The organism is Neisseria uirgultaei, from assembly GCF_962719845.1.
Classification (GTDB): domain Bacteria; phylum Pseudomonadota; class Gammaproteobacteria; order Burkholderiales; family Neisseriaceae; genus Neisseria; species Neisseria bergeri.
Genome location: NZ_CAUIYF010000021.1, coordinates 1 through 19,756, shown reverse-complemented (window position 1 = coordinate 19,756; position 19,756 = coordinate 1). Strand labels below are relative to the sequence as shown.

The window sequence follows — 19,756 nt, the reverse complement described above, 5'->3', positions numbered from 1 at the left end:
TTTCATTTAGACTCCCCCAAACTTTGTTAAAAAAACTTAAGCTTTAAGTCTGGAAATTCTACCCCCCCCCCCGCAAAATTTTTAAAGTATTTTTGCAATATTTAACACAATAACCTTCGGATTTAACTCGTTCTATTCGATGCATGATTTGGCGGTACGAAGATATGGAACGCTTATCGGGCTTATATCCACACACCTCAAAATGACGAAAACACTTGTTTTTGCCTTAATCGGATAAAGAAAAACCGCAAGCTCAAGGCTTGCGGTTTTGTATTGAATAAACGCACCAAAGATTATTCATCCGTTACTTGGGTTTCAGCAGTCTCCTGCTCCACCTCTTGCCATTGTTGATGACGGCTGCGGTGGTAAGTCAAACCGGTACCGGCAGGAATCAAGCGACCGACGATGACGTTTTCTTTCAAACCACGCAATTCGTCTTGTTTGCCCATGATGGCGGCTTCGGTCAGAACGCGGGTCGTTTCTTGGAACGATGCGGCAGAAATGAAGCTGTCAGTGGACAGTGAGGCTTTGGTAATACCCAACAATACGTTTTCGTAACGTGCCGGTTCTTTACCTTCTTCCAAAGCTTTTTCATTGGCTGTCATGACATCGCCGCGTTCGACTTGCTCACCGGTAATGAATTCGGTTTCACCTGAATCGACAATATTCACACGGCGCAGCATCTGACGGATGATGACTTCGATGTGTTTATCGGAAATCTTCACACCTTGCAGGCGGTAAACCTCTTGTACCTCTTGAACAATGTAGCGAGCCAATGCTTCGATACCTTGCAGACGCAGAATGTCGTGCGGATCTACGGCACCGTCCACGATGGTTTCACCGCGGTTTACCACTTGACCGTCGTGTACCAGAATTTGTTTCTCTTTGGAAATCAAAGTCTCGTATGCTACGCCGTCTACATCAGTGATAATCAGACGCTGTTTGCCTTTGGTCTCTTTACCGAATGAAACGGTACCGGTAATTTCTGCCAGCATACCTGCATCTTTCGGCACGCGTGCTTCAAACAGCTCGGCAACGCGCGGCAGACCACCGGTAATATCGCGGGTTTTGGAAGAGGCTTGCGGGATACGCGCCAATACGTCGCCTTTACCGATTTCCTGACCTTCGCGTACAGTAATCACTGCGCCCACTGGGAATGCCATAGATACCGGAGTGGAAGTACCCGGGATGCAGATTTCCAGACCGTTTTCGTCCAAGAGTTTCACAGTCGGACGCAACAGTTTGGATGCGCTGCTGGAACGGCGTTTGCCGTCAATCACTACCAAAGTGGACAAACCGGTTACATCGTCAGTTTGTTTGGCAACGGTTACGCCCTCTTCCACGTTTTCAAATTTCACCATACCTGCGTGTTCGGTAATCATCGGACGGGTATGAGGATCCCAAGTTGCCAAGGTTTGACCGGCTTTAATGGCCATACCGTCTTGTACCAGCAGGATGGCACCGTAAGGTACTTTGTGGCGTTCGCGTTCACGGCCGATGTCATCATGAATCACGACTTCGCAAGAGCGACCGATGACAACCAATTCGCCTTTGTTGTTGGCAACGTAACGCATCTGGCTGCTGAATCGTGCCGTACCGTTGGATTTGGCTTCCACTTGGCTGGCGGCTGCCGCACGGGATGCCGCACCACCGATGTGGAACGTACGCATGGTCAACTGAGTACCCGGCTCACCGATAGACTGAGCGGCAATTACGCCGACTGCCTCACCGGCATTGACCAGTTTGCCGCGTGCCAAGTCGCGACCATAACAGTGCGCACACAAGCCATGGCGGGTTTTACAAGTAATCGGTGTACGGACTTTGACTTCATCGACACCGGATTGGTCAATCATATCCACCAGTTTTTCAGTCAACAACGTGCCTGCTTCAACCAATGTTTCGCCACTTGACGGATCAACAACGTCAGACGCGGTAACACGACCCAAAATACGATCGCGCAATGCTTCAATCACATCACCGCCTTGTACCACTGCCTTCATGACAAAGCCGTCTGAAGTACCGCAATCGTCTTCAACAACGACCAAATCTTGAGTTACGTCTACCAGACGACGGGTCAGGTAACCGGAGTTCGCGGTTTTCAATGCGGTATCCGCCAAACCCTTACGCGCACCGTGGGTCGCAATAAAGTATTGCAATACGGTCAGACCTTCGCGGAAGTTTGAGGTAATCGGCGTTTCAATAATCGATCCGTCAGGTTTCGCCATCAAACCGCGCATACCGGACAACTGTTTAATCTGAGCCGCAGAACCACGGGCACCGGAGTCAGCCATCATATAGATGGAGTTGAATGACTCTTGATCGACTTCGTTGCCGTCACGGTCGATAACTTTTTGTTTGGACAGGTTGTCCATCATCGCTTTAGCGATTTTATCGCCGGCACGACCCCAAATATCCACCACTTTGTTGTAGCGTTCGCCGTTGGTAACCAAACCTTGACGGTATTGGTCTTCGATTTCTTTAACCTCGGCATTGGCTTCAGCCAGCAAGGCCGCTTTTTCTTTTGGAATTTCCATATCGTCAACGGCAATGGAAATACCGCCTTTGGCTGCAAATCCGAAACCGGTGTACATCAGGTGATCAGCAAAGATAACCGTATCGCGCAAGCCGCACAGGCGGAACGATGCGTTAATCAGTTTAGAAATTTCTTTTTTCTTCAACGCTTTGTTGATGTACTCGAACGGCAGGCCTTTCGGCAAGATTTCGCTCAACAATGCACGGCCGACGGTTGTTTCGTAACGGTTAACGACAGGCTCAAACTCACCTGCTTCGTTTTTCACCCATTCGCGCAGACGTACGGTGATTTTCGTACCCAGCTCAACCTGTTTGGTATGGTATGCGCGATGCACTTCTTTCACATCGGCAAACAGGCTGCCTTCGCCTTTGGCATTGATACGGTCGCGGGTCATGTAGTACAGACCCAATACGATATCTTGAGAAGGTACGATAATCGGTTCGCCGTTGGCTGGAGACAATACGTTGTTTGAAGCCAGCATCAGCGTGCGTGCTTCCATTTGTGCTTCCAAGCTCAATGGAACGTGTACAGCCATTTGGTCACCGTCAAAGTCGGCGTTAAATGCGGCACACACCAATGGGTGCAACTGAATGGCTTTACCTTCGATCAAGATAGGTTCAAACGCTTGAATACCCAAACGGTGCAGGGTTGGCGCACGGTTCAGCATAATCGGATGTTCGCGGATGACTTCTTCCAAGATGTCCCATACTTCCGGTACTTCTTGCTCTACCAATTTTTTCGCTGCTTTAACGGTAGAGGCTAGACCTTGTTTTTCCAATTTGTGGAAAATGAATGGTTTGAACAGTTCCAAAGCCATTTTTTTCGGCAGACCACATTGGTGCAGACGCAGGTATGGGCCTACGGTAATCACGGAACGACCTGAATAGTCCACACGTTTACCCAGCAGGTTTTGACGGAAACGGCCGCCTTTACCTTTAATCATATCTGCCAATGATTTCAACGGACGTTTGTTGGCACCGGTCATGGCTTTACCGCGACGGCCGTTATCCAACAGGGAGTCAACCGCTTCTTGCAACATGCGTTTTTCGTTGCGAACGATAATGTCGGGCGCGTGCAGTTCCAGTAGGCGTTTCAGACGGTTGTTGCGGTTAATGACGCGACGGTACAAATCGTTCAAATCGGAAGTAGCAAAACGACCGCCGTCCAATGGAACCAGAGGACGCAAATCGGGCGGCAATACCGGCAGCACGTCCATAATCATCCACTCCAGCTTCATACCGGAACGATGGAAGGCTTCCAATACTTTCAAGCGTTTGGCGATTTTTTTGATTTTGGTGTCGGAACCGGTCGATTCCAACTCTTGGCGCAGGATTTCGATTTCGCCCGCTACATTCAAGGTACGCAGCAATTCGCGGATACCTTCCGCACCCATTTTGGCATCGAAATCGTCGCCGTATTCGTCCAGTTTGTTGTAGTAATCGTCTTCAGTCAGCAATTGACGGCGTTGCAGCGGAGTCATGCCGGGGTCTGTTACCACAAATGCTTCAAAGTACAATACGCGCTCGATGTCGCGCAAAGTCATGTCCAACACCATACCCAAACGAGAAGGCAGGGATTTCAAGAACCAAATGTGGGCAACTGGTGCAGCCAATTCGATATGACCCATGCGTTCGCGGCGCACTTTGGACAGGGTCACTTCTACGCCACATTTTTCACAGGTTACGCCTTTAAATTTCAAACGTTTGTATTTACCGCACAAACATTCATAGTCTTTGACCGGGCCAAAGATTTTGGCGCAGAACAGACCGTCGCGCTCAGGTTTGAACGTACGGTAGTTGATGGTTTCAGGTTTTTTAACTTCGCCATAAGACCATGAGCGGATGGTTTCGGGAGAGGCAATACCGATTTTGATGGCATCAAACTCTTCTTCCATGCCGGCAGTTTGCAACGGATTAAATAAGTTCAACAAATTCATTTTTGCTCCTTGAAGGAAGTATTTTTACCGCATGGCGGATTTTCGATATTGGGAAACGGTACTTTCGATTTCAGACGGCCTAAATGCCGATTGCTTCATTCTTATTCTGAAACCGCTTTTTCAGACGACCTTAAAAGGCCGTCTGAAAACTTCTGTTTAGTAACGTTCCAAATCGATATCCAAGCCCAGTGAGCGAATCTCTTTAACCAATACGTTGAAGGACTCGGGCATACCGGCGTCGATTTTGTGTTCGCCTTTGACGATGTTCTCGTACATTTTGGTACGGCCGTTCACGTCATCAGACTTCACAGTCAGCATCTCTTGCAGCGTGTATGCCGCGCCGTATGCTTCCAATGCCCAAACCTCCATCTCACCGAAACGTTGGCCACCGAACTGGGCTTTACCGCCCAGAGGCTGTTGGGTAACCAGACTGTACGGACCGGTAGAACGGGCATGCATTTTTTCGTCAACCAAGTGGTGCAGTTTCAGATAGTGCATCACACCGACTGTAACCTTACGGTCAAATGCTTCGCCTGAACGGCCGTCATACAGCGTAATTTGAGTTTTACTGTCGTTGAAGCCCAGTTTCTCAACCTCAGGATCTTCGCTTGGGTAAGCCAAGTTCAACATTTCGCGGATTTCAGACTCTTTCGCACCGTCGAATACTGGAGAAGCGAAAGATGCACCTTTACGCAGGTTGGAAGCCAATTCGATGATTTCTTCATCTGTCAGGCTGTCCAAATCTTCTTTCTTACCGCTACCGTTGTAGAGCTTGTTCAAGAATTCACGCAGCTCGCCGGCTTTGCGTTGCTCTTTCAGCATACGGTCGATACGTTCGCCGATACCTTTTGCTGCCCAACCCAAGTGAACTTCCAAAATCTGACCGATGTTCATACGGGAAGGTACGCCCAACGGGTTCAGTACGATGTCCACCGGACGGCCGTCAGCCATGTAAGGCATATCTTCCACCGGCAGAATGCGTGATACCACACCTTTGTTACCGTGGCGACCCGCCATTTTGTCACCGGCTTGCAGACGGCGTTTGATGGCGATAAATACTTTCACCATTTTTTGTACGCCCGGTTGCAGCTCGTCGCCTTGAGTCAGTTTTTTCTTCTTAATCTCATACAACTCGTCCGCTTCTTCTCGTTTTTGTTGCAGGCTCAATTTAATCAGTTCCAACTGTTTGGCCAAATCTTCGTCAGCCAAACGGATGTCAAACCAATCATGTTTGCTGGACAGGCTTGCCAGATATTCAGTAGTAATCTCGCTGCCTTTAGCCAGCTTCATCGGGCCACCGTTGGCTTTTTGGCCGACAATCATGCGCTCAATACGGTCAAATGCGTCGTTATCGAAAATACGCAACTGGTCGCTCAAGTCTTGACGGTAACGTTTCAGCTCAGAATCAATAATGGATTGAGCACGTTTGTCGCGTTGGATACCTTCACGGGTAAAGACTTGAACGTCGATAACGGTACCGCTCATGCCGGTAGGCATACGCAATGAAGTATCTTTTACATCAGACGCTTTTTCACCGAAGATAGCACGTAACAGTTTTTCTTCAGGAGTCAGTTGAGTTTCGCCTTTAGGCGTTACTTTACCCACCAAGACGTCACCGGCCTCTACTTCTGCACCGATGTAAACAATACCGGATTCATCCAAACGGTTTTGCATACGTTCGGACAAGTTCGGAATATCGCGGGTAATGTCTTCCGCACCCAGCTTGGTATCTCGAGCAACGACATTCAATTCCTCAATGTGAATCGAAGTATAGCGGTCGTCCGCAGCCACTTTTTCGGAAATCAGAATCGAGTCTTCGTAGTTGTAACCGTTCCACGGCATGAAGGCGATGGTCATATTTTGACCCAAAGCCAATTCACCCAAATCGGTGGACGCGCCGTCGGCCACCAAATCGCCGCGCTGTAACACATCACCGGCTTTGACGGCCGGACGTTGGTTGATGTTGGTAGATTGGTTGGAACGGGTGAATTTAACCAAGTTGTAAATATCGACACCCACTTCGCCGGCAGTCGCTTCGTCGTCATGGACACGGATCACAACGCGGTTGGCATCGACATACTCGACCACGCCGCCTCGGCGGGCAACGATTGCAGTAGCAGAGTCAACGGCAACGGAACGCTCGATACCGGTACCGACCATCGGTTTTTCAGGACGCAGGCAAGGCACTGCCTGACGTTGCATATTCGCACCCATCAATGCGCGGTTCGCGTCATCGTGTTCCAAGAACGGAATCAGGGATGCCGCAACGGATACCACCTGGCCGGTTGCCACGTCCATATATTGGACGCGGTCGGGCGTTGCCATAATGGTTTCGCCTTTTTCTCGACAGGTAACCAAGTCGCCAATCAGATTGCCGTCTGAATCCAAATCGGCATTCGCCTGTGCAATCACATAGCGGCCTTCTTCGATGGCAGACAAGTAATCGATTTCCTCGGTTACTTTGCCGTCGATAACGCGGCGGTAAGGCGTTTCCAAGAAACCGTAATCATTGGTACGCGCGTAAACGGACAATGAGTTGATCAAACCGATGTTCGGACCTTCAGGCGTTTCAATAGGACATACGCGGCCGTAGTGGGTCGGATGCACGTCCCGCACCTCGAAGCCGGCACGTTCGCGGGTCAAACCACCCGGGCCCAATGCGGATACACGGCGTTTATGGGTTACTTCAGACAAGGGGTTGGTCTGATCCATAAACTGACTCAATTGGCTGGAGCCGAAGAATTCTTTGATGGCGGCAGAAACGGGTTTCGCATTGATCAAGTCGTGCGGCATCAAGTTTTCTGATTCCGCCTGATTCAAACGTTCTTTTACGGCACGTTCCACACGGGCCAAACCGCTGCGGAATTGGTTTTCAGTCAGCTCGCCTACCGAACGTACTCGGCGGTTGCCCAAGTGATCGATATCGTCCACTTCACCATGGCCGTTACGCAACTCGACCAAAGTCGCAATCGAGGCAACAATATCTTCGACGCTCAGGACATAACCGCCTTTTTCGGCAGCACCGGCAAACGTTTCATTCAGCAGGCGACCGTACCAAGAGTTTTGTTGAGCTTCGGACAGTTTTTGTTCGTATGTGCGCGTATTAAATTTCATACGGCCTACGCGGGACAGATCATAGCTGTCTTCACTGAAGAACAAGCGGTTAAACAATTGCTCGACCGCCTCTTCGGTGGGCGGTTCGCCCGGACGCATCATACGGTAAATCGCAACACGAGCCGCCTGCCGGCCGGCAGTCTCATCCGTACGCAAGGTATTGGAGATATAAGCACCCTGATCCAGCTCATTGATATAAAGGGTCGTAATTTCTTTTACGCCGTTAATATCAAATTTGGCCAACAACTCTTCTGTAATTTCATCATTGGCAGAAGCCAATACCTCACCAGTTTCCGAATCAATCAGATCGGCAGCCAATGCTTTGCCCAGCAGGCTTTCCGGTTCTACATCCAAACGGGTCAGGCCTGCATTGGTAATATCACGGATATTTTTCGCAGTAATGCGCTTACCTTTGGCAACCAATACATTGCCTTCTTTATCCAAGATATCGACCTTGGCAGTTTCGCCTTTCAGACGACCTGCGACCAAATCGGTTTGAACACCGTTTGGAGACAAATAGAACGTTTCTTTGTCGTAGAAAATATCCAAGATTTGCTCATTGTTATAGCCCAAAGCCTTCAACAAAATCGTTACCGGCATTTTACGGCGGCGGTCGATACGGAAATACAGCAAATCTTTCGGATCAAATTCAAAATCCAACCATGAACCACGGTAGGGAATGATGCGGGCGGAGAATAACAATTTGCCGGAAGAGTGCGTCTTACCTTTGTCATGCTCGAAGAATACGCCGGGCGAACGGTGCAACTGGGAAACAATCACACGCTCAGTACCGTTAATCACAAACGAACCGCTCGGGGTCATCAACGGAATTTCGCCCATATACACTTCGTTTTCACGAACTTCTTTTACCGTCGGTTTAGATGCTTCCTTATCCAAAATCACCAAACGGATACGCGCGCGCAAGGGGGCTGCATAAGTGATTCCGCGCAACTGACATTCGGGAATATCGAACAAAGGCTCGCCCAATGTGTAATGCACAAACTCCAATCGCGCATAACCGTTATGGCTCACAATCGGGAAAATAGAATTAAATGCCGCCTGCAGACCGTCATCGGTACGTTTGTCAAAAGCATTTTCCAGCTGCAAAAACTTCGCATAAGAATCAATTTGGGTTGCCAGCAGGAAAGGAACATCTAAAACATTTTCCCGCTTTGCAAAACTCTTACGGATACGTTTTTTCTCGGTAAACGAATAGCTCATATACACTCCGAAAAGCAATTTTAAATAATAGGCCGTCTGAAACAACGGTATGCATCAATCTGATATTTACATTTATTTGCAATGATTTTATAAAGACTATGCAAATAAATGTAAACAATGGCTGATATTTATTTTAAGAAGCAAAATAAGGCTGGCAGAAAACTGCCAGCCTTCATAGGAAGTATCAAATTATTTGATTTCGACTTTAGCGCCGGCTTCTTCCAGTTGTTTTTGGATGTCTTCAGCTTCAGCTTTAGAAACACCTTCTTTCAAAGTTTTAGGTGCACCATCAACGATGTCTTTAGCTTCTTTCAGACCCAGACCAGTGATAGCGCGGACAACTTTAATCACGCCAACTTTTTGATCACCGGCAGAAGCCAAAACGACATCAAATTCAGTTTTTTCTTCAGCGGCAGCAGCAGGACCAACAGAACCTGTAACAGCAACTGCAGCAGCAGAAACACCAAATTTTTCTTCAAAAGCTTTAACCAAGTCGTTCAATTCCATTACGGTCAAAGAACCAACTGCTTCCAAAATGTCTTCTTTAGTAATAGCCATGCTATATTTACTCCGAATATTGTATTAAAAAATAATTGATTAACAGAAACAAAATCGATTAAGCGGCTTCTTCGCCGGCTTTTTTCTCTGCCAAAGCAGCCAAACCGCGCGCAAAGCCCGATACAGGAGCTTGCATAACGAACAACAGTTTGGACAACAGCTCTTCGCGGCTCGGAATAGAGGCCAACTCAGCAACCTGAGCAGCATTCATTACTTCGCCATTGTAAGAACCGGCTTTAACGACAATTTTGTCATCTTTTTTCGCGAATTGGTGCAACACTTTAGCAGCAGCAACAGCATCTTCAGAAGCAGCGTAAACCAACGGACCAACCATTTGGTCGGCCAATTCTGCGAATGAAGTACCTTGCACTGCACGACGAGCCAAAGTATTTTTCAGAACGCGCAAATAAACGCCTTCTTTACGTGCATTCGCACGAAGCTCAGTCATACTGGAAACACTGATACCGCGATATTCAGCGACTACGAGGGTTTGGGCGTTAGCAATTGCCGCGCTAATTTCCTCGACCGCCACTTTCTTGGTTTCAATATTGAGACTCAAGGTCTACCTCCCACTGTTTATAAACAGGATACCAAAACGATATCCCACCAGCGCGGTAACCTAAAAAGACATCTTACAAGCAATCTTGCAATGTGTTTCAGGACTACCGTCTGCGTAGGGCAGTTACGATTAAATCTTACGATCCCTACGGTCTTGGACATCTACTTAATTTTAAGTAGCCCAAATTCAGATAATTTAGAAAACCGGATTACCTGAAAATTTCATTAGTTGTTCACGCTTGCAGTATCAACGCGAACACCCAAACCCATAGTGCTGGATACAGCAACTTTTTTCAAATACTGACCTTTAGCAGCAGCAGGTTTGGCTTTAACGATAGCATCCAGCAACGCATTGAAGTTTTCTTTCAAGTCAGCTTCAGCAAAAGAAGCACGACCAATCGTTGCATGAACGATACCAGCTTTATCTGTACGATATTGAACCTGACCTGCTTTTGCATTTTTAACTGCTTCGGCAACATTAGGGGTAACCGTACCTACTTTAGGGTTTGGCATCAGACCACGAGGACCTAAGATGGTACCCAATTGACCAACGATACGCATTGCATCAGGAGAAGCGATAACAACATCAAAGTTCAGATTGCCTGCTTTGATTTCAGCAGCCAAATCTTCAAAACCGACGATATCCGCACCGGCTTCTTTGGCAGCTTCTGCATTTGCACCTTGTGTAAATACAGCTACGCGAGTTGTTTTACCAGTACCTTTAGGCAGAACGACTGAACCACGGATAACCTGGTCAGATTTACGAGGATCAACGCCCAAGTTGAAAGATACGTCAACAGATTCGTCAAATTTAGCGGTAGCAGCTTTTTTAACCAAGGCAATTGCTTCGTCGATTGCGTACAGTTTGTTAGCCTCAACAGAAGAGCGAAGAGCTTTCAAGCGTTTAGATACTTTAGCCATTATACAACACCCTCCACATCCAAGCCCATTGAGCGAGCAGAACCTGCTATCGTACGAACAGCCGCATCCAAGTCAGCAGCAGTCAAATCAGGCTCTTTAGTTTTAGCAATTTCTTCCAACTGAGCACGGGTCAATTTACCCACTTTGTTAGTCAGAGGATTAGAACTGCCCTTTTGCAAACCGGCAGCTTTTTTCAACAAGATAGAAGCCGGCGGGGTTTTCATCACAAATGTGAATGATTTATCTGCAAATGCAGTAATCACAACCGGAATCGGCAAGCCAGGCTCCATACCTTGGGTTGCAGCATTAAATGCTTTACAGAATTCCATAATATTCAAACCACGTTGACCCAAAGCAGGACCAACTGGGGGGGATGGATTGGCTTTACCTGCAGGAATTTGCAGTTTAATATAGCCGATAATTTTCTTTGCCACTTAACGGACTCCTAAAAACGGGTAAGACGCGGAACCATTTCCGCTCCCCAAGTTAATTTTTGATTCTATCCTCTTATTGCTTTTTTTTCAAGTATAAAAATCAGTTAATCTTTTCAACCTGGCTGAACTCCAGCTCAACGGGTGTTTCTCTACCAAATATCTGAACAGACACGCGTAACTTATTCCGTTCATAATTGACCTCCTCAACCACCCCGTTAAAATCCGCAAACGGCCCTTCATTTACACGAACCTGTTGACCGACCTCAAATTCAACTTTTGGTTTCGGCTTCTCTATGCCGGTCTGAACCTGCTGTAAAATAATTTCAGCCTCTCTCTGACTAATCGGCGTGGGTCTATTAGCCCTCCCTCCAATAAAACCCGAAACACGGGGAGTGCTTTTTACAAGATGCCAAGAGTCATCTGTCATTTCCATCTCAACTAGCACATAACCAGGATATGACTTTCTTTCACTAATAGTCTTACGACCATTGCGGATATCAACAACTTTCTCTACAGGCACCAGAATTTGTCCGAAATAATCTCCCATCTCCTCACGGGCAATTCGCTCTTCCAATGTTCGTTGGACATTCTTCTCAAACCCCGAATACGCCTGTACAACATACCATTTTTTCGACATCTCAACCTTCCCTTCTCAGCAATACATCAAAAAATAACCACGAAATTGCTGTATCTGCCGCATAGATAAATATAGAAAGCACAGCAACAAACACTATAACAAATACAGTCATTCTGACAGCATCTTCACGCTTAGGCCAAACCACCTTTTTGAATTCGGACCAAGAATTTGAGAAATATGCAAAAAAACCTTCCTTACCGGAATTAGATGCAGATTCTTTATCTTGAACAACCAGTTGATCCACTTTAACGTTCTTTTTTTCAGGCGTATGTTCTGTCATATTATTTATCCATCATAGCATCTGTCTATTCTCAATCCATGCAAATGGCAAGAGAGTTTACTAAATAACAAATACAAAAAAATTAACCGGCACAAGGCCGGTTAATTTTTTATTTGGCAGGCCAAGAGGGTCTCGAACCCCCAACCCTCGGTTTTGGAGACCGATACTCTACCAATTGAGCTATTGGCCTCTAAACTTAAGCGATAACAGAAGAAACCACGCCGGCACCCACGGTACGGCCGCCTTCGCGAATCGCAAAGCGCAGACCTTCTTCCATAGCGATAGGCGCAATCAGTTCTACGGTAATGGTTACGTTCTCACCCGGCATTACCATTTCCACACCTTCTTCCAAAGTAACCGCGCCGGTTACGTCGGTGGTACGGAAGTAGAATTGGGGACGGTAGTTGGCGAAGAACGGGGTATGGCGACCGCCCTCTTCTTTGCTCAATACGTACACTTCTGCTTTGAACTTGGTGTGCGGAGTGATGGTGCCGGGTTTGGCCAATACCTGACCGCGTTCCACGTCTTCACGTTTGGTACCGCGCAGCAATACGCCTACGTTGTCGCCCGCCTGACCTTCGTCCAGCAGTTTGCGGAACATTTCAACACCGGTACAGGTGGTTTTTTGGGTTTCTTTCAGACCTACGATTTCGATCTCGTCACCAACGTGGATGACACCGCGCTCTACACGGCCGGTTACTACGGTACCGCGACCGGAGATGGAGAATACGTCTTCGATAGGCAACAGGAACGGTTTGTCCACGGCACGCTCAGGAGTCGGGATGTAGCTGTCCAATGCGGCAGCCAGTTCGAAGATTTTTTCTTCGTAAGCGGCGTCGCCTTCCAAGGCTTTCAGTGCAGAACCTTGTACGATCGGGCAGTCGTCGCCTGGGAAGTCGTAGCTTGACAGCAAGTCACGGATTTCCATTTCAACCAGTTCCAACAGCTCGGCATCGTCAACCATGTCGCATTTGTTCATGAACACGATGATGTAAGGTACGCCTACTTGGCGGGCCAACAGGATGTGTTCGCGGGTTTGCGGCATAGGACCGTCGGCAGCGGAACATACCAAGATTGCGCCGTCCATTTGTGCGGCACCGGTAATCATGTTTTTAACGTAGTCGGCGTGGCCCGGGCAGTCTACGTGTGCGTAGTGGCGGGTTTCGGTTTCGTATTCTACGTGTGAGGTATTGATGGTAATACCGCGGGCTTTTTCTTCGGGAGCGTTGTCGATTTGGTCGTAAGCTTTTGCAGCACCGCCGAATTTTTTAGCCAAAATAGTAGTCAAAGCAGCAGTCAGGGTGGTTTTACCATGGTCAACGTGACCGATGGTGCCAACGTTTACGTGCGGTTTGCTACGTTCAAATTTTTCCTTAGCCATGAGCTAATTCCTTTACATTAAAGATCGATTAAAGAACAGAGGTCGTCTGAAAAATCATTTCAGCCTTTCAGACGACCTATTTGCCTGATTAGCCTTTACGGGCTTCAGTTACAGCAGCAGCTATGTGGGCAGGAGCTTCAGAATATTTCTTGAACTCCATAGAGTAAGTAGCGCGGCCTTGGGTTGCAGAACGCAGGTCAGTCGAGTAACCGAACATTTCTGCCAGAGGTACTTCGGCACGGACTTTTTTACCGCCGATACCGTCATCATCCATACCCAATACAACACCGCGACGGCGGTTCAAATCGCCCATTACGTCGCCCATATATTCTTCAGGGGTTTCCACTTCAACTGCCATGATTGGCTCAAGCAGGGCAGGATTGGCTTTACGCATACCTTCTTTGAAGGCTTGGGAAGCAGCCAATTCGAAGGCCAGTTGAGAGGAGTCGACGTCGTGCGAAGAACCGAAGATCAAACGTACACGTACGTCAACTACTGGGTAGCCTGCAACGATACCGTTAGGCAGGGTATCGCGGATACCTTTATCGACAGACGGAATGAATTCACGAGGAATCACACCACCTTTAATTTCGTCGATAAATTCGTAGCCTGCGCCACCCGGCTCCATAGGTTCCATTTTGATCACAACGTGACCGTATTGACCTTTACCACCGGATTGTTTGGCGTGTTTGTATTCGGCTTCGACTTCTTTGCGGATAGTTTCGCGGTAAGCCACTTGAGGCGCACCGATATTTGCTTCCACGCCGAATTCGCGTTTCATACGGTCAACAATAATTTCCAAGTGCAGCTCACCCATACCGGAAATAATGGTTTGACCGGACTCTTCGTCTGTGCGGACACGGAAAGAAGGGTCTTCTTTAGCCAGACGGTTCAGGGCGATACCCATTTTCTCTTGGTCGGCTTTGGTTTTCGGCTCAACGGCAATATGGATTACCGGCTCAGGGAATTCCATGCGTTCCAAGATAATCGGCGCGCTTTCTGCACACAAGGTTTCACCAGTGGTAACGTCTTTCAGACCGATAGCAGCGGCGATGTCGCCGGCGCGTACTTCTTCGATTTCAGTACGGTCTGCGGCAGTCATTTGCACCAAACGGCCGATACGTTCGCGAGTGCCTTTTACAGAATTCAATACGGTATCACCGGATTTCACGACACCGGAGTAAACGCGGATAAAGGTCAGCTGACCGACGTATTTGTCGTTCAACATTTTGAATGCCAATGCAGAGAATTTCTCTTCATCGCTGGCTTGGCGGCTGTCGGCTTCTTCAGTGTTAGGGTTAACACCTTGAACTGGAGGAATATCGGTAGGAGCAGGCAGCAATTCTACAACTGCGTCCAACATACGTTGAACACCTTTGTTTTTAAATGCGGAACCGCACAACATCGGCTGAATTTCGCCTGCCAAAGTACGTTGACGCAATGCACCTACAATTTCTTCCTCGGTCAGCTCGTCGCCGCCCAAGTATTTGTCCATCAATTCTTCGCTGGCTTCTGCTGCGGCTTCAATCATGTTTTGACGCCATTCTTCAGCAGTTTCAACCAATTCAGCGGGAATGTCGCCATAGGTAAAGGTTGTACCTTTATCGGCTTCATTCCAGATGATGGATTTCATTTTCAGCAGGTCAACAACACCGGTGAAACTGTCTTCTGCGCCTACCGGAATAACGATAGGTACTGGGTTTGCGCGCAAACGGGTTTTCATTTGCTCGACAACGCGGAAGAAGTTGGCACCTTGACGGTCCATTTTATTGACAAACGCCAAGCGTGGAACTTGGTATTTGTTGGCTTGCCGCCATACGGTTTCAGATTGGGGTTGAACACCGCCCACCGCGCAGTAAACCATTACCGCGCCGTCCAATACACGCATAGAACGCTCTACCTCTACGGTAAAGTCAACGTGTCCCGGGGTGTCGATGATGTTGAAACGGTGCTCGGGGAACTGTTTCGCCATACCGGACCAGTAGGAAGTAACGGCAGCGGAGGTAATGGTAATACCGCGCTCTTGCTCTTGTTCCATGTAGTCGGTAGTAGCCGCACCGTCATGCACTTCGCCCAACTTGTGGGTCAAACCGGTATAGAACAAAATACGTTCTGTCGTCGTGGTTTTACCCGCATCGATATGGGCGGAAATACCGATATTGCGGTACAGGCTGATCGGGGTCTTACGAGCCATTTTATTAGCCTTTCAAAATTAGAAACGGAAGTGAGAGAATGCTTTGTTGGCTTCAGCCATACGGTGTACTTCTTCACGTTTTTTCAACGCACCGCCACGGCCTTCGGACGCATCAATCAATTCGCCTGCCAAACGCAGGTCCATAGATTTCTCACCACGTTTGCGGGCAGCATCGCGAACCCAGCGCATTGCCAAAGCCAAACGGCGTGAAGGACGAACCTCAACAGGAACTTGGTAGTTTGCACCACCCACACGGCGGCTTTTCACTTCCACGATAGGTTTGGCATTTGCAATGGCTTCGTTAAATACTTCGATTGCTACTTTGCCGGTTTTTTTCTCGATTTGCTCCAACGCACCATAAACGATACGTTCGGCAACGGATTTTTTACCGTCAATCATCAATACGTTCATGAATTTGGTCAGCTCGACGCTGCCGAATTTAGGATCGGGCAATACGTCGCGCTTGGGGACTTCTCTACGTCTTGGCATTTTAATTTCCTTTAATCTATTCAGTCGGGTCTATTCCCATGAATACCCAATCAAGTATTCACTTACTCGGCCGTTGTTCAGCTTAGGCGGCCGACGTGCCTATTTGAGTCCCTGTAATTATTTAGGACGCTTAGCACCGTATTTGGAACGGGCTTGTTTACGGTCTTTAACACCTGCTGTATCCAAAGAACCGCGTACAGTGTGGTAACGCACACCCGGCAAGTCTTTTACACGGCCGCCGCGAATCAATACGACACTATGCTCTTGCAAGTTGTGGCCTTCACCACCGATGTATGAAATGACTTCAAAACCGTTGGTCAGGCGAACTTTACACACTTTACGCAATGCAGAGTTAGGTTTTTTAGGGGTAGTTGTATATACACGGGTGCACACGCCGCGTTTTTGTGGGCAAGCCTCCAGTGCGGGCACTTTGTTTACGTACACGGGCTTTTGACGGCCTTTGCGTACCAATTGGTTGATAGTTGGCATATTTTCTCGTCCTGTTGAGTTAAATACTTGCCGACACCATGTCAGCAAGAGTGGAATTATATTTTTATTGCAAGCATACAGTCAAGCATAACGACAAGAAGAAAGATGATTTTCTTGTTTGCCGATAAATATTTACCGACTTCTCTCACAATCAGTCGGACGGCTGAAGAAAATACTGTCAATACGTTTTTTCTATACTGACAAACCATTCCTTGCCGCTGCGCGAATAAAAGGCGGGCATATTGCTGTTGATCTTGTTGTAACGGAAATTTATTTGGGGTGTAAATCCTTTCCACGACAGTTTTTTATGCCATAAAGCCGCGCTCATCCGATATTCATCATCGCGCCGAGTAAAATTGTAAATTAATGTTGCAGGGGCTTTAAATATCCGTTTCGTGTAACCCGCACCCAACTTCAGTCCAAGACCGCCGTCTAATATTTTCACCGTACCCAAACTTACACCATAACGCCGTGAAGCCTGCTCTTTCTCCACAGTATTATCAAACATACCGCTAATGCCTCCGTACAACTGCCAAGCCGGCATAGCGTAATAGCTGAACGTACTGCTGACTGAAATCGTTTTACTGTTGTAACGTTTTGCCAAATATTCGTCATGGTATTGTTTGCGGCCGTACTGGAGAGATTGGGTGCTGCGCCATTTTTCATTCAGACGACGGCTGTAATCCAACGCAATACCCGTATTTGCCGTATAACGGTTATTGCCCAGCCAGTTTTGTTCGACAAAGGGTCGAAATCCCCACTCTAGACGGCTATTCCGATAACGGTAGCCTACTTCGGCATGAAACGCCTGTTCGCTAAAATCCCGGGCATTCCAATAATGCACACCGGAACCGCTGATGCCTAAGCGGGCAAAGTGATTGCCTGCAATATTAAACATCCGGTCAATACCCAGTTCGTACCTTATCCCGTTGGCGCGTTTGGGCAGGCTGTCTTCCGATTTTGTCCATTTCCGGCCGTTGAGGATGATGTCCCGTGAAGGGGACGCATTGTTTACATTATCTGTTTGTTCATAGTTCATATTGAACGAAGGATGCCACGCCTGCACCGCTTCCGCCTGACGGATATATTCCCGTGCAAGCTGCCGCATATCGAGCGGCAACGCCTCCTCGACCCGGTGCAACTGAACCAATGCCTCACGATATTGTTTGTCTTCAAACAGCATCACGCCCAAATCAAAACGGGGATAAACAAGGTCAGGCCTTTCTGACAACAACTCACGGTATAGATCGGCTGCCTCGCCCTGCCGCATCTCGCTGCGGTATAACGCGCCGAGGGCATAACGGTACAGCACCGTATCATATTGCGGTTGTTCGGCATATTGGGGCAATAGGCGTTTCAGTGCCGCCCAGTCGCACGCCAACAACGCCCGGTTAATCTGCATTCCCATCCGGTCGCCTCGAACATCGCCGCCTGCCGCACTTTTAGGGACTTCAGACGGCATTGCATCGCGAACCGGCGGCACATCCTCGGCAAACGGCAGGAGGGCGAGGCTTTCCCCTTCAGACGGCATCGCAGCCCGACTACCGACGTTAATCGGTTCGACAGGCACGCCGATATCCTCGGCAAACGTCGCCGAAGCGATTAGGTATCCCATAAAAAAGATATTTTTAGATTTCATCAATTTCATAACAAATTCAAATAAAATGCCCAGCAACACCATTTCTCTTTTCGTATTGCACGGTCATTTATGTTCAGTAAGAATCAACTGTTTTGAAAGAAATTATTGCTGTTTTGAGGTATTGCATTGCCGCTTGGCAGTATTCGATTCGGCGGACTGTTTTTTGAAGAAAATGCCGTCTGAAACTTCAGACGGCATCTTGCCCGGACAAACGGCACTAAATAGAAATAGTGCTTTCTCTATTTCTTCTCGCCGCCGAAACCGATAACAGCTTGATGTTTATACTCATGACTTACAGCACCTGCTACTTCATTAGCCGCTTCGCCGAAAATACCCAAATGATACTTTTTAATCTCATTATCCTTCTCTGACGTAGCCACTCCTTCGTTCACGCCGAAATAAGAAACCTGGTCTTTCAACCCTAAGCTGGAGCCGGACACTTGATAAGGGATTCTCTCAATAGCAGCTTCTTCTAATTTGATCTTGCCATATTGTTCCATTCCTTCAATTGAGCCAGAGCCTTTTCTAAGATCAAAATCAATTGTGTATCTAAATACGCCATTATGGTTATCTAACGATTCTTTGGATAAAACCCTATTACCGCCAAATGCCCGACCTTCATATTGAAAGCTCCCAGCCTTGGGTAATTTGTCTTCATCTGTTGCCACGCCTCTAATGTCGCCCAGAGACAAGTCAAATGGAATCTCTTCAGGATTTTGTCTATTCTTTTCTGTAGGATTACCGTCTTTTTGAACGTAGTCAAAATAGCCTCTAACCACGGAATACGGCTGCTCATAAACCCAAGTTTTTAATAGCGCATAATTCTGTTCTTTATCCGCACCGTAAAACTCAATCTTTTGCTCACCCAAACCTTTGGGGAGAACATCTAGCTCACCCCCCTTACTACCTTCGTATTTTTTACCATTAACATATACATCCATCTTCTGAAGTTGTTCCTTACTAAACGGCTCTTCACCGTCTAGAAATAGCATTGCCTTGACAGATTCACCCTTACCGAGCTTACCTGCATATTGTTTTCGCGCTCCTGTATATTCATCACCTTTAACCTCTAATACTTTGGCTTGCAATTCTTTTGGTACATCTTTTAATGATGATTTCTCCAGATATTCAATAACTTTTTCATCTTTCGTATCAACATTTGCATTGTCTTTCAGTTGTTCCGAAATGCTTGGTTGAACCGACATAGATGAACCGGAACCGCCACCCGCGCACGCTGTTAGCCCCATAGAAGCAATAGCAGCAATAACAAGTTTATTCATTACTGATTGAGATACTTTCATTTAGACTCCCCCAAACTTTGTTAAAAAAACTTAAGCTTTAAGTCTGGAAATTCTACCCCCCCCCCCCAAAA

14 protein-coding genes, 1 tRNA gene and 1 pseudogene are annotated in these 19,756 nt (G+C 47.6%); all 16 read right to left on the bottom strand.

Going from position 1 to position 19,756, the window contains the following annotated elements:
• Window positions 1-293: 293 nt before the first annotated feature.
• Window positions 294-4,469 (bottom strand): DNA-directed RNA polymerase subunit beta', encoded by a 4,176-nt coding sequence (gene rpoC, locus Q9J32_RS09485; RefSeq protein ID WP_301884440.1) that lies wholly within the window; start codon window positions 4,467-4,469, stop codon window positions 294-296.
• 156 nt (window positions 4,470-4,625) lie between these two features.
• Window positions 4,626-8,804 carry a DNA-directed RNA polymerase subunit beta gene (gene rpoB / locus Q9J32_RS09480; RefSeq protein ID WP_301884438.1) on the bottom strand — a complete coding sequence of 1,393 codons (4,179 nt, stop codon included), beginning with the start codon at window positions 8,802-8,804 and terminating at the stop codon, window positions 4,626-4,628.
• A 189-nt stretch (window positions 8,805-8,993) separates the two neighbouring features.
• On the bottom strand, window positions 8,994-9,362 hold the full coding sequence (rplL, locus tag Q9J32_RS09475; protein WP_301818157.1) for a 50S ribosomal protein L7/L12: 369 nt from the start codon (window positions 9,360-9,362) through the stop codon (window positions 8,994-8,996).
• Between the two features lie 58 nt (window positions 9,363-9,420).
• Window positions 9,421-9,921, bottom strand: a complete 501-nt coding sequence (rplJ, locus tag Q9J32_RS09470; RefSeq protein WP_002215373.1) for a 50S ribosomal protein L10 — start codon at window positions 9,919-9,921, stop codon at window positions 9,421-9,423.
• Window positions 9,922-10,145: 224 nt separating this feature from the next.
• On the bottom strand, window positions 10,146-10,841 hold the full coding sequence (gene rplA / locus Q9J32_RS09465) for a 50S ribosomal protein L1 (protein ID WP_003749260.1): 696 nt from the start codon (window positions 10,839-10,841) through the stop codon (window positions 10,146-10,148).
• Window positions 10,841-11,275: a 50S ribosomal protein L11 gene (gene rplK, locus Q9J32_RS09460; protein WP_002220151.1), complete on the bottom strand. Its 435-nt coding sequence runs from the start codon at window positions 11,273-11,275 to the stop codon at window positions 10,841-10,843. Before rplK ends, rplA begins: the two co-directional genes overlap by 1 nt.
• 100 nt (window positions 11,276-11,375) lie before the next feature.
• Window positions 11,376-11,912: a transcription termination/antitermination protein NusG gene (nusG, locus tag Q9J32_RS09455; protein WP_301818156.1), complete on the bottom strand. Its 537-nt coding sequence runs from the start codon at window positions 11,910-11,912 to the stop codon at window positions 11,376-11,378.
• A gap of 1 nt (window position 11,913) precedes the next feature.
• Window positions 11,914-12,192 (bottom strand): preprotein translocase subunit SecE, encoded by a 279-nt coding sequence (secE, locus tag Q9J32_RS09450; protein WP_002215367.1) that lies wholly within the window; start codon window positions 12,190-12,192, stop codon window positions 11,914-11,916.
• Window positions 12,193-12,306: 114 nt separating this feature from the next.
• A tRNA-Trp gene (locus Q9J32_RS09445) sits at window positions 12,307-12,382 on the bottom strand.
• 6 nt (window positions 12,383-12,388) lie between these two features.
• On the bottom strand, window positions 12,389-13,573 hold the full coding sequence (tuf, locus tag Q9J32_RS09440; RefSeq protein ID WP_003713286.1) for an elongation factor Tu: 1,185 nt from the start codon (window positions 13,571-13,573) through the stop codon (window positions 12,389-12,391).
• 88 nt (window positions 13,574-13,661) lie between these two features.
• Window positions 13,662-15,767 carry an elongation factor G gene (fusA, locus tag Q9J32_RS09435; RefSeq protein WP_003760496.1) on the bottom strand — a complete coding sequence of 702 codons (2,106 nt, stop codon included), beginning with the start codon at window positions 15,765-15,767 and terminating at the stop codon, window positions 13,662-13,664.
• Between the two features lie 18 nt (window positions 15,768-15,785).
• Window positions 15,786-16,256, bottom strand: a complete 471-nt coding sequence (rpsG, locus tag Q9J32_RS09430; protein ID WP_002215391.1) for a 30S ribosomal protein S7 — start codon at window positions 16,254-16,256, stop codon at window positions 15,786-15,788.
• 117 nt (window positions 16,257-16,373) lie between these two features.
• Entirely contained in the window at window positions 16,374-16,745 is a 372-nt protein-coding gene (rpsL, locus tag Q9J32_RS09425; protein WP_002218431.1) for a 30S ribosomal protein S12, read from the bottom strand.
• Window positions 16,746-16,923: 178 nt separating this feature from the next.
• Window positions 16,924-18,147, bottom strand: a complete 1,224-nt coding sequence (locus Q9J32_RS09420; protein ID WP_439652143.1) for a surface lipoprotein assembly modifier — start codon at window positions 18,145-18,147, stop codon at window positions 16,924-16,926.
• A pseudogene (locus tag Q9J32_RS10225) lies at window positions 18,136-18,384 on the bottom strand (hypothetical protein); the annotation flags it as partial. The gene Q9J32_RS09420 and the pseudogene Q9J32_RS10225, both read right to left, overlap by 12 nt.
• Before the next feature lie 239 nt (window positions 18,385-18,623).
• Window positions 18,624-19,685 (bottom strand): factor H binding protein domain-containing protein, encoded by a 1,062-nt coding sequence (locus tag Q9J32_RS09415; protein ID WP_301884425.1) that lies wholly within the window; start codon window positions 19,683-19,685, stop codon window positions 18,624-18,626.
• Window positions 19,686-19,756 lie beyond the last annotated feature (71 nt).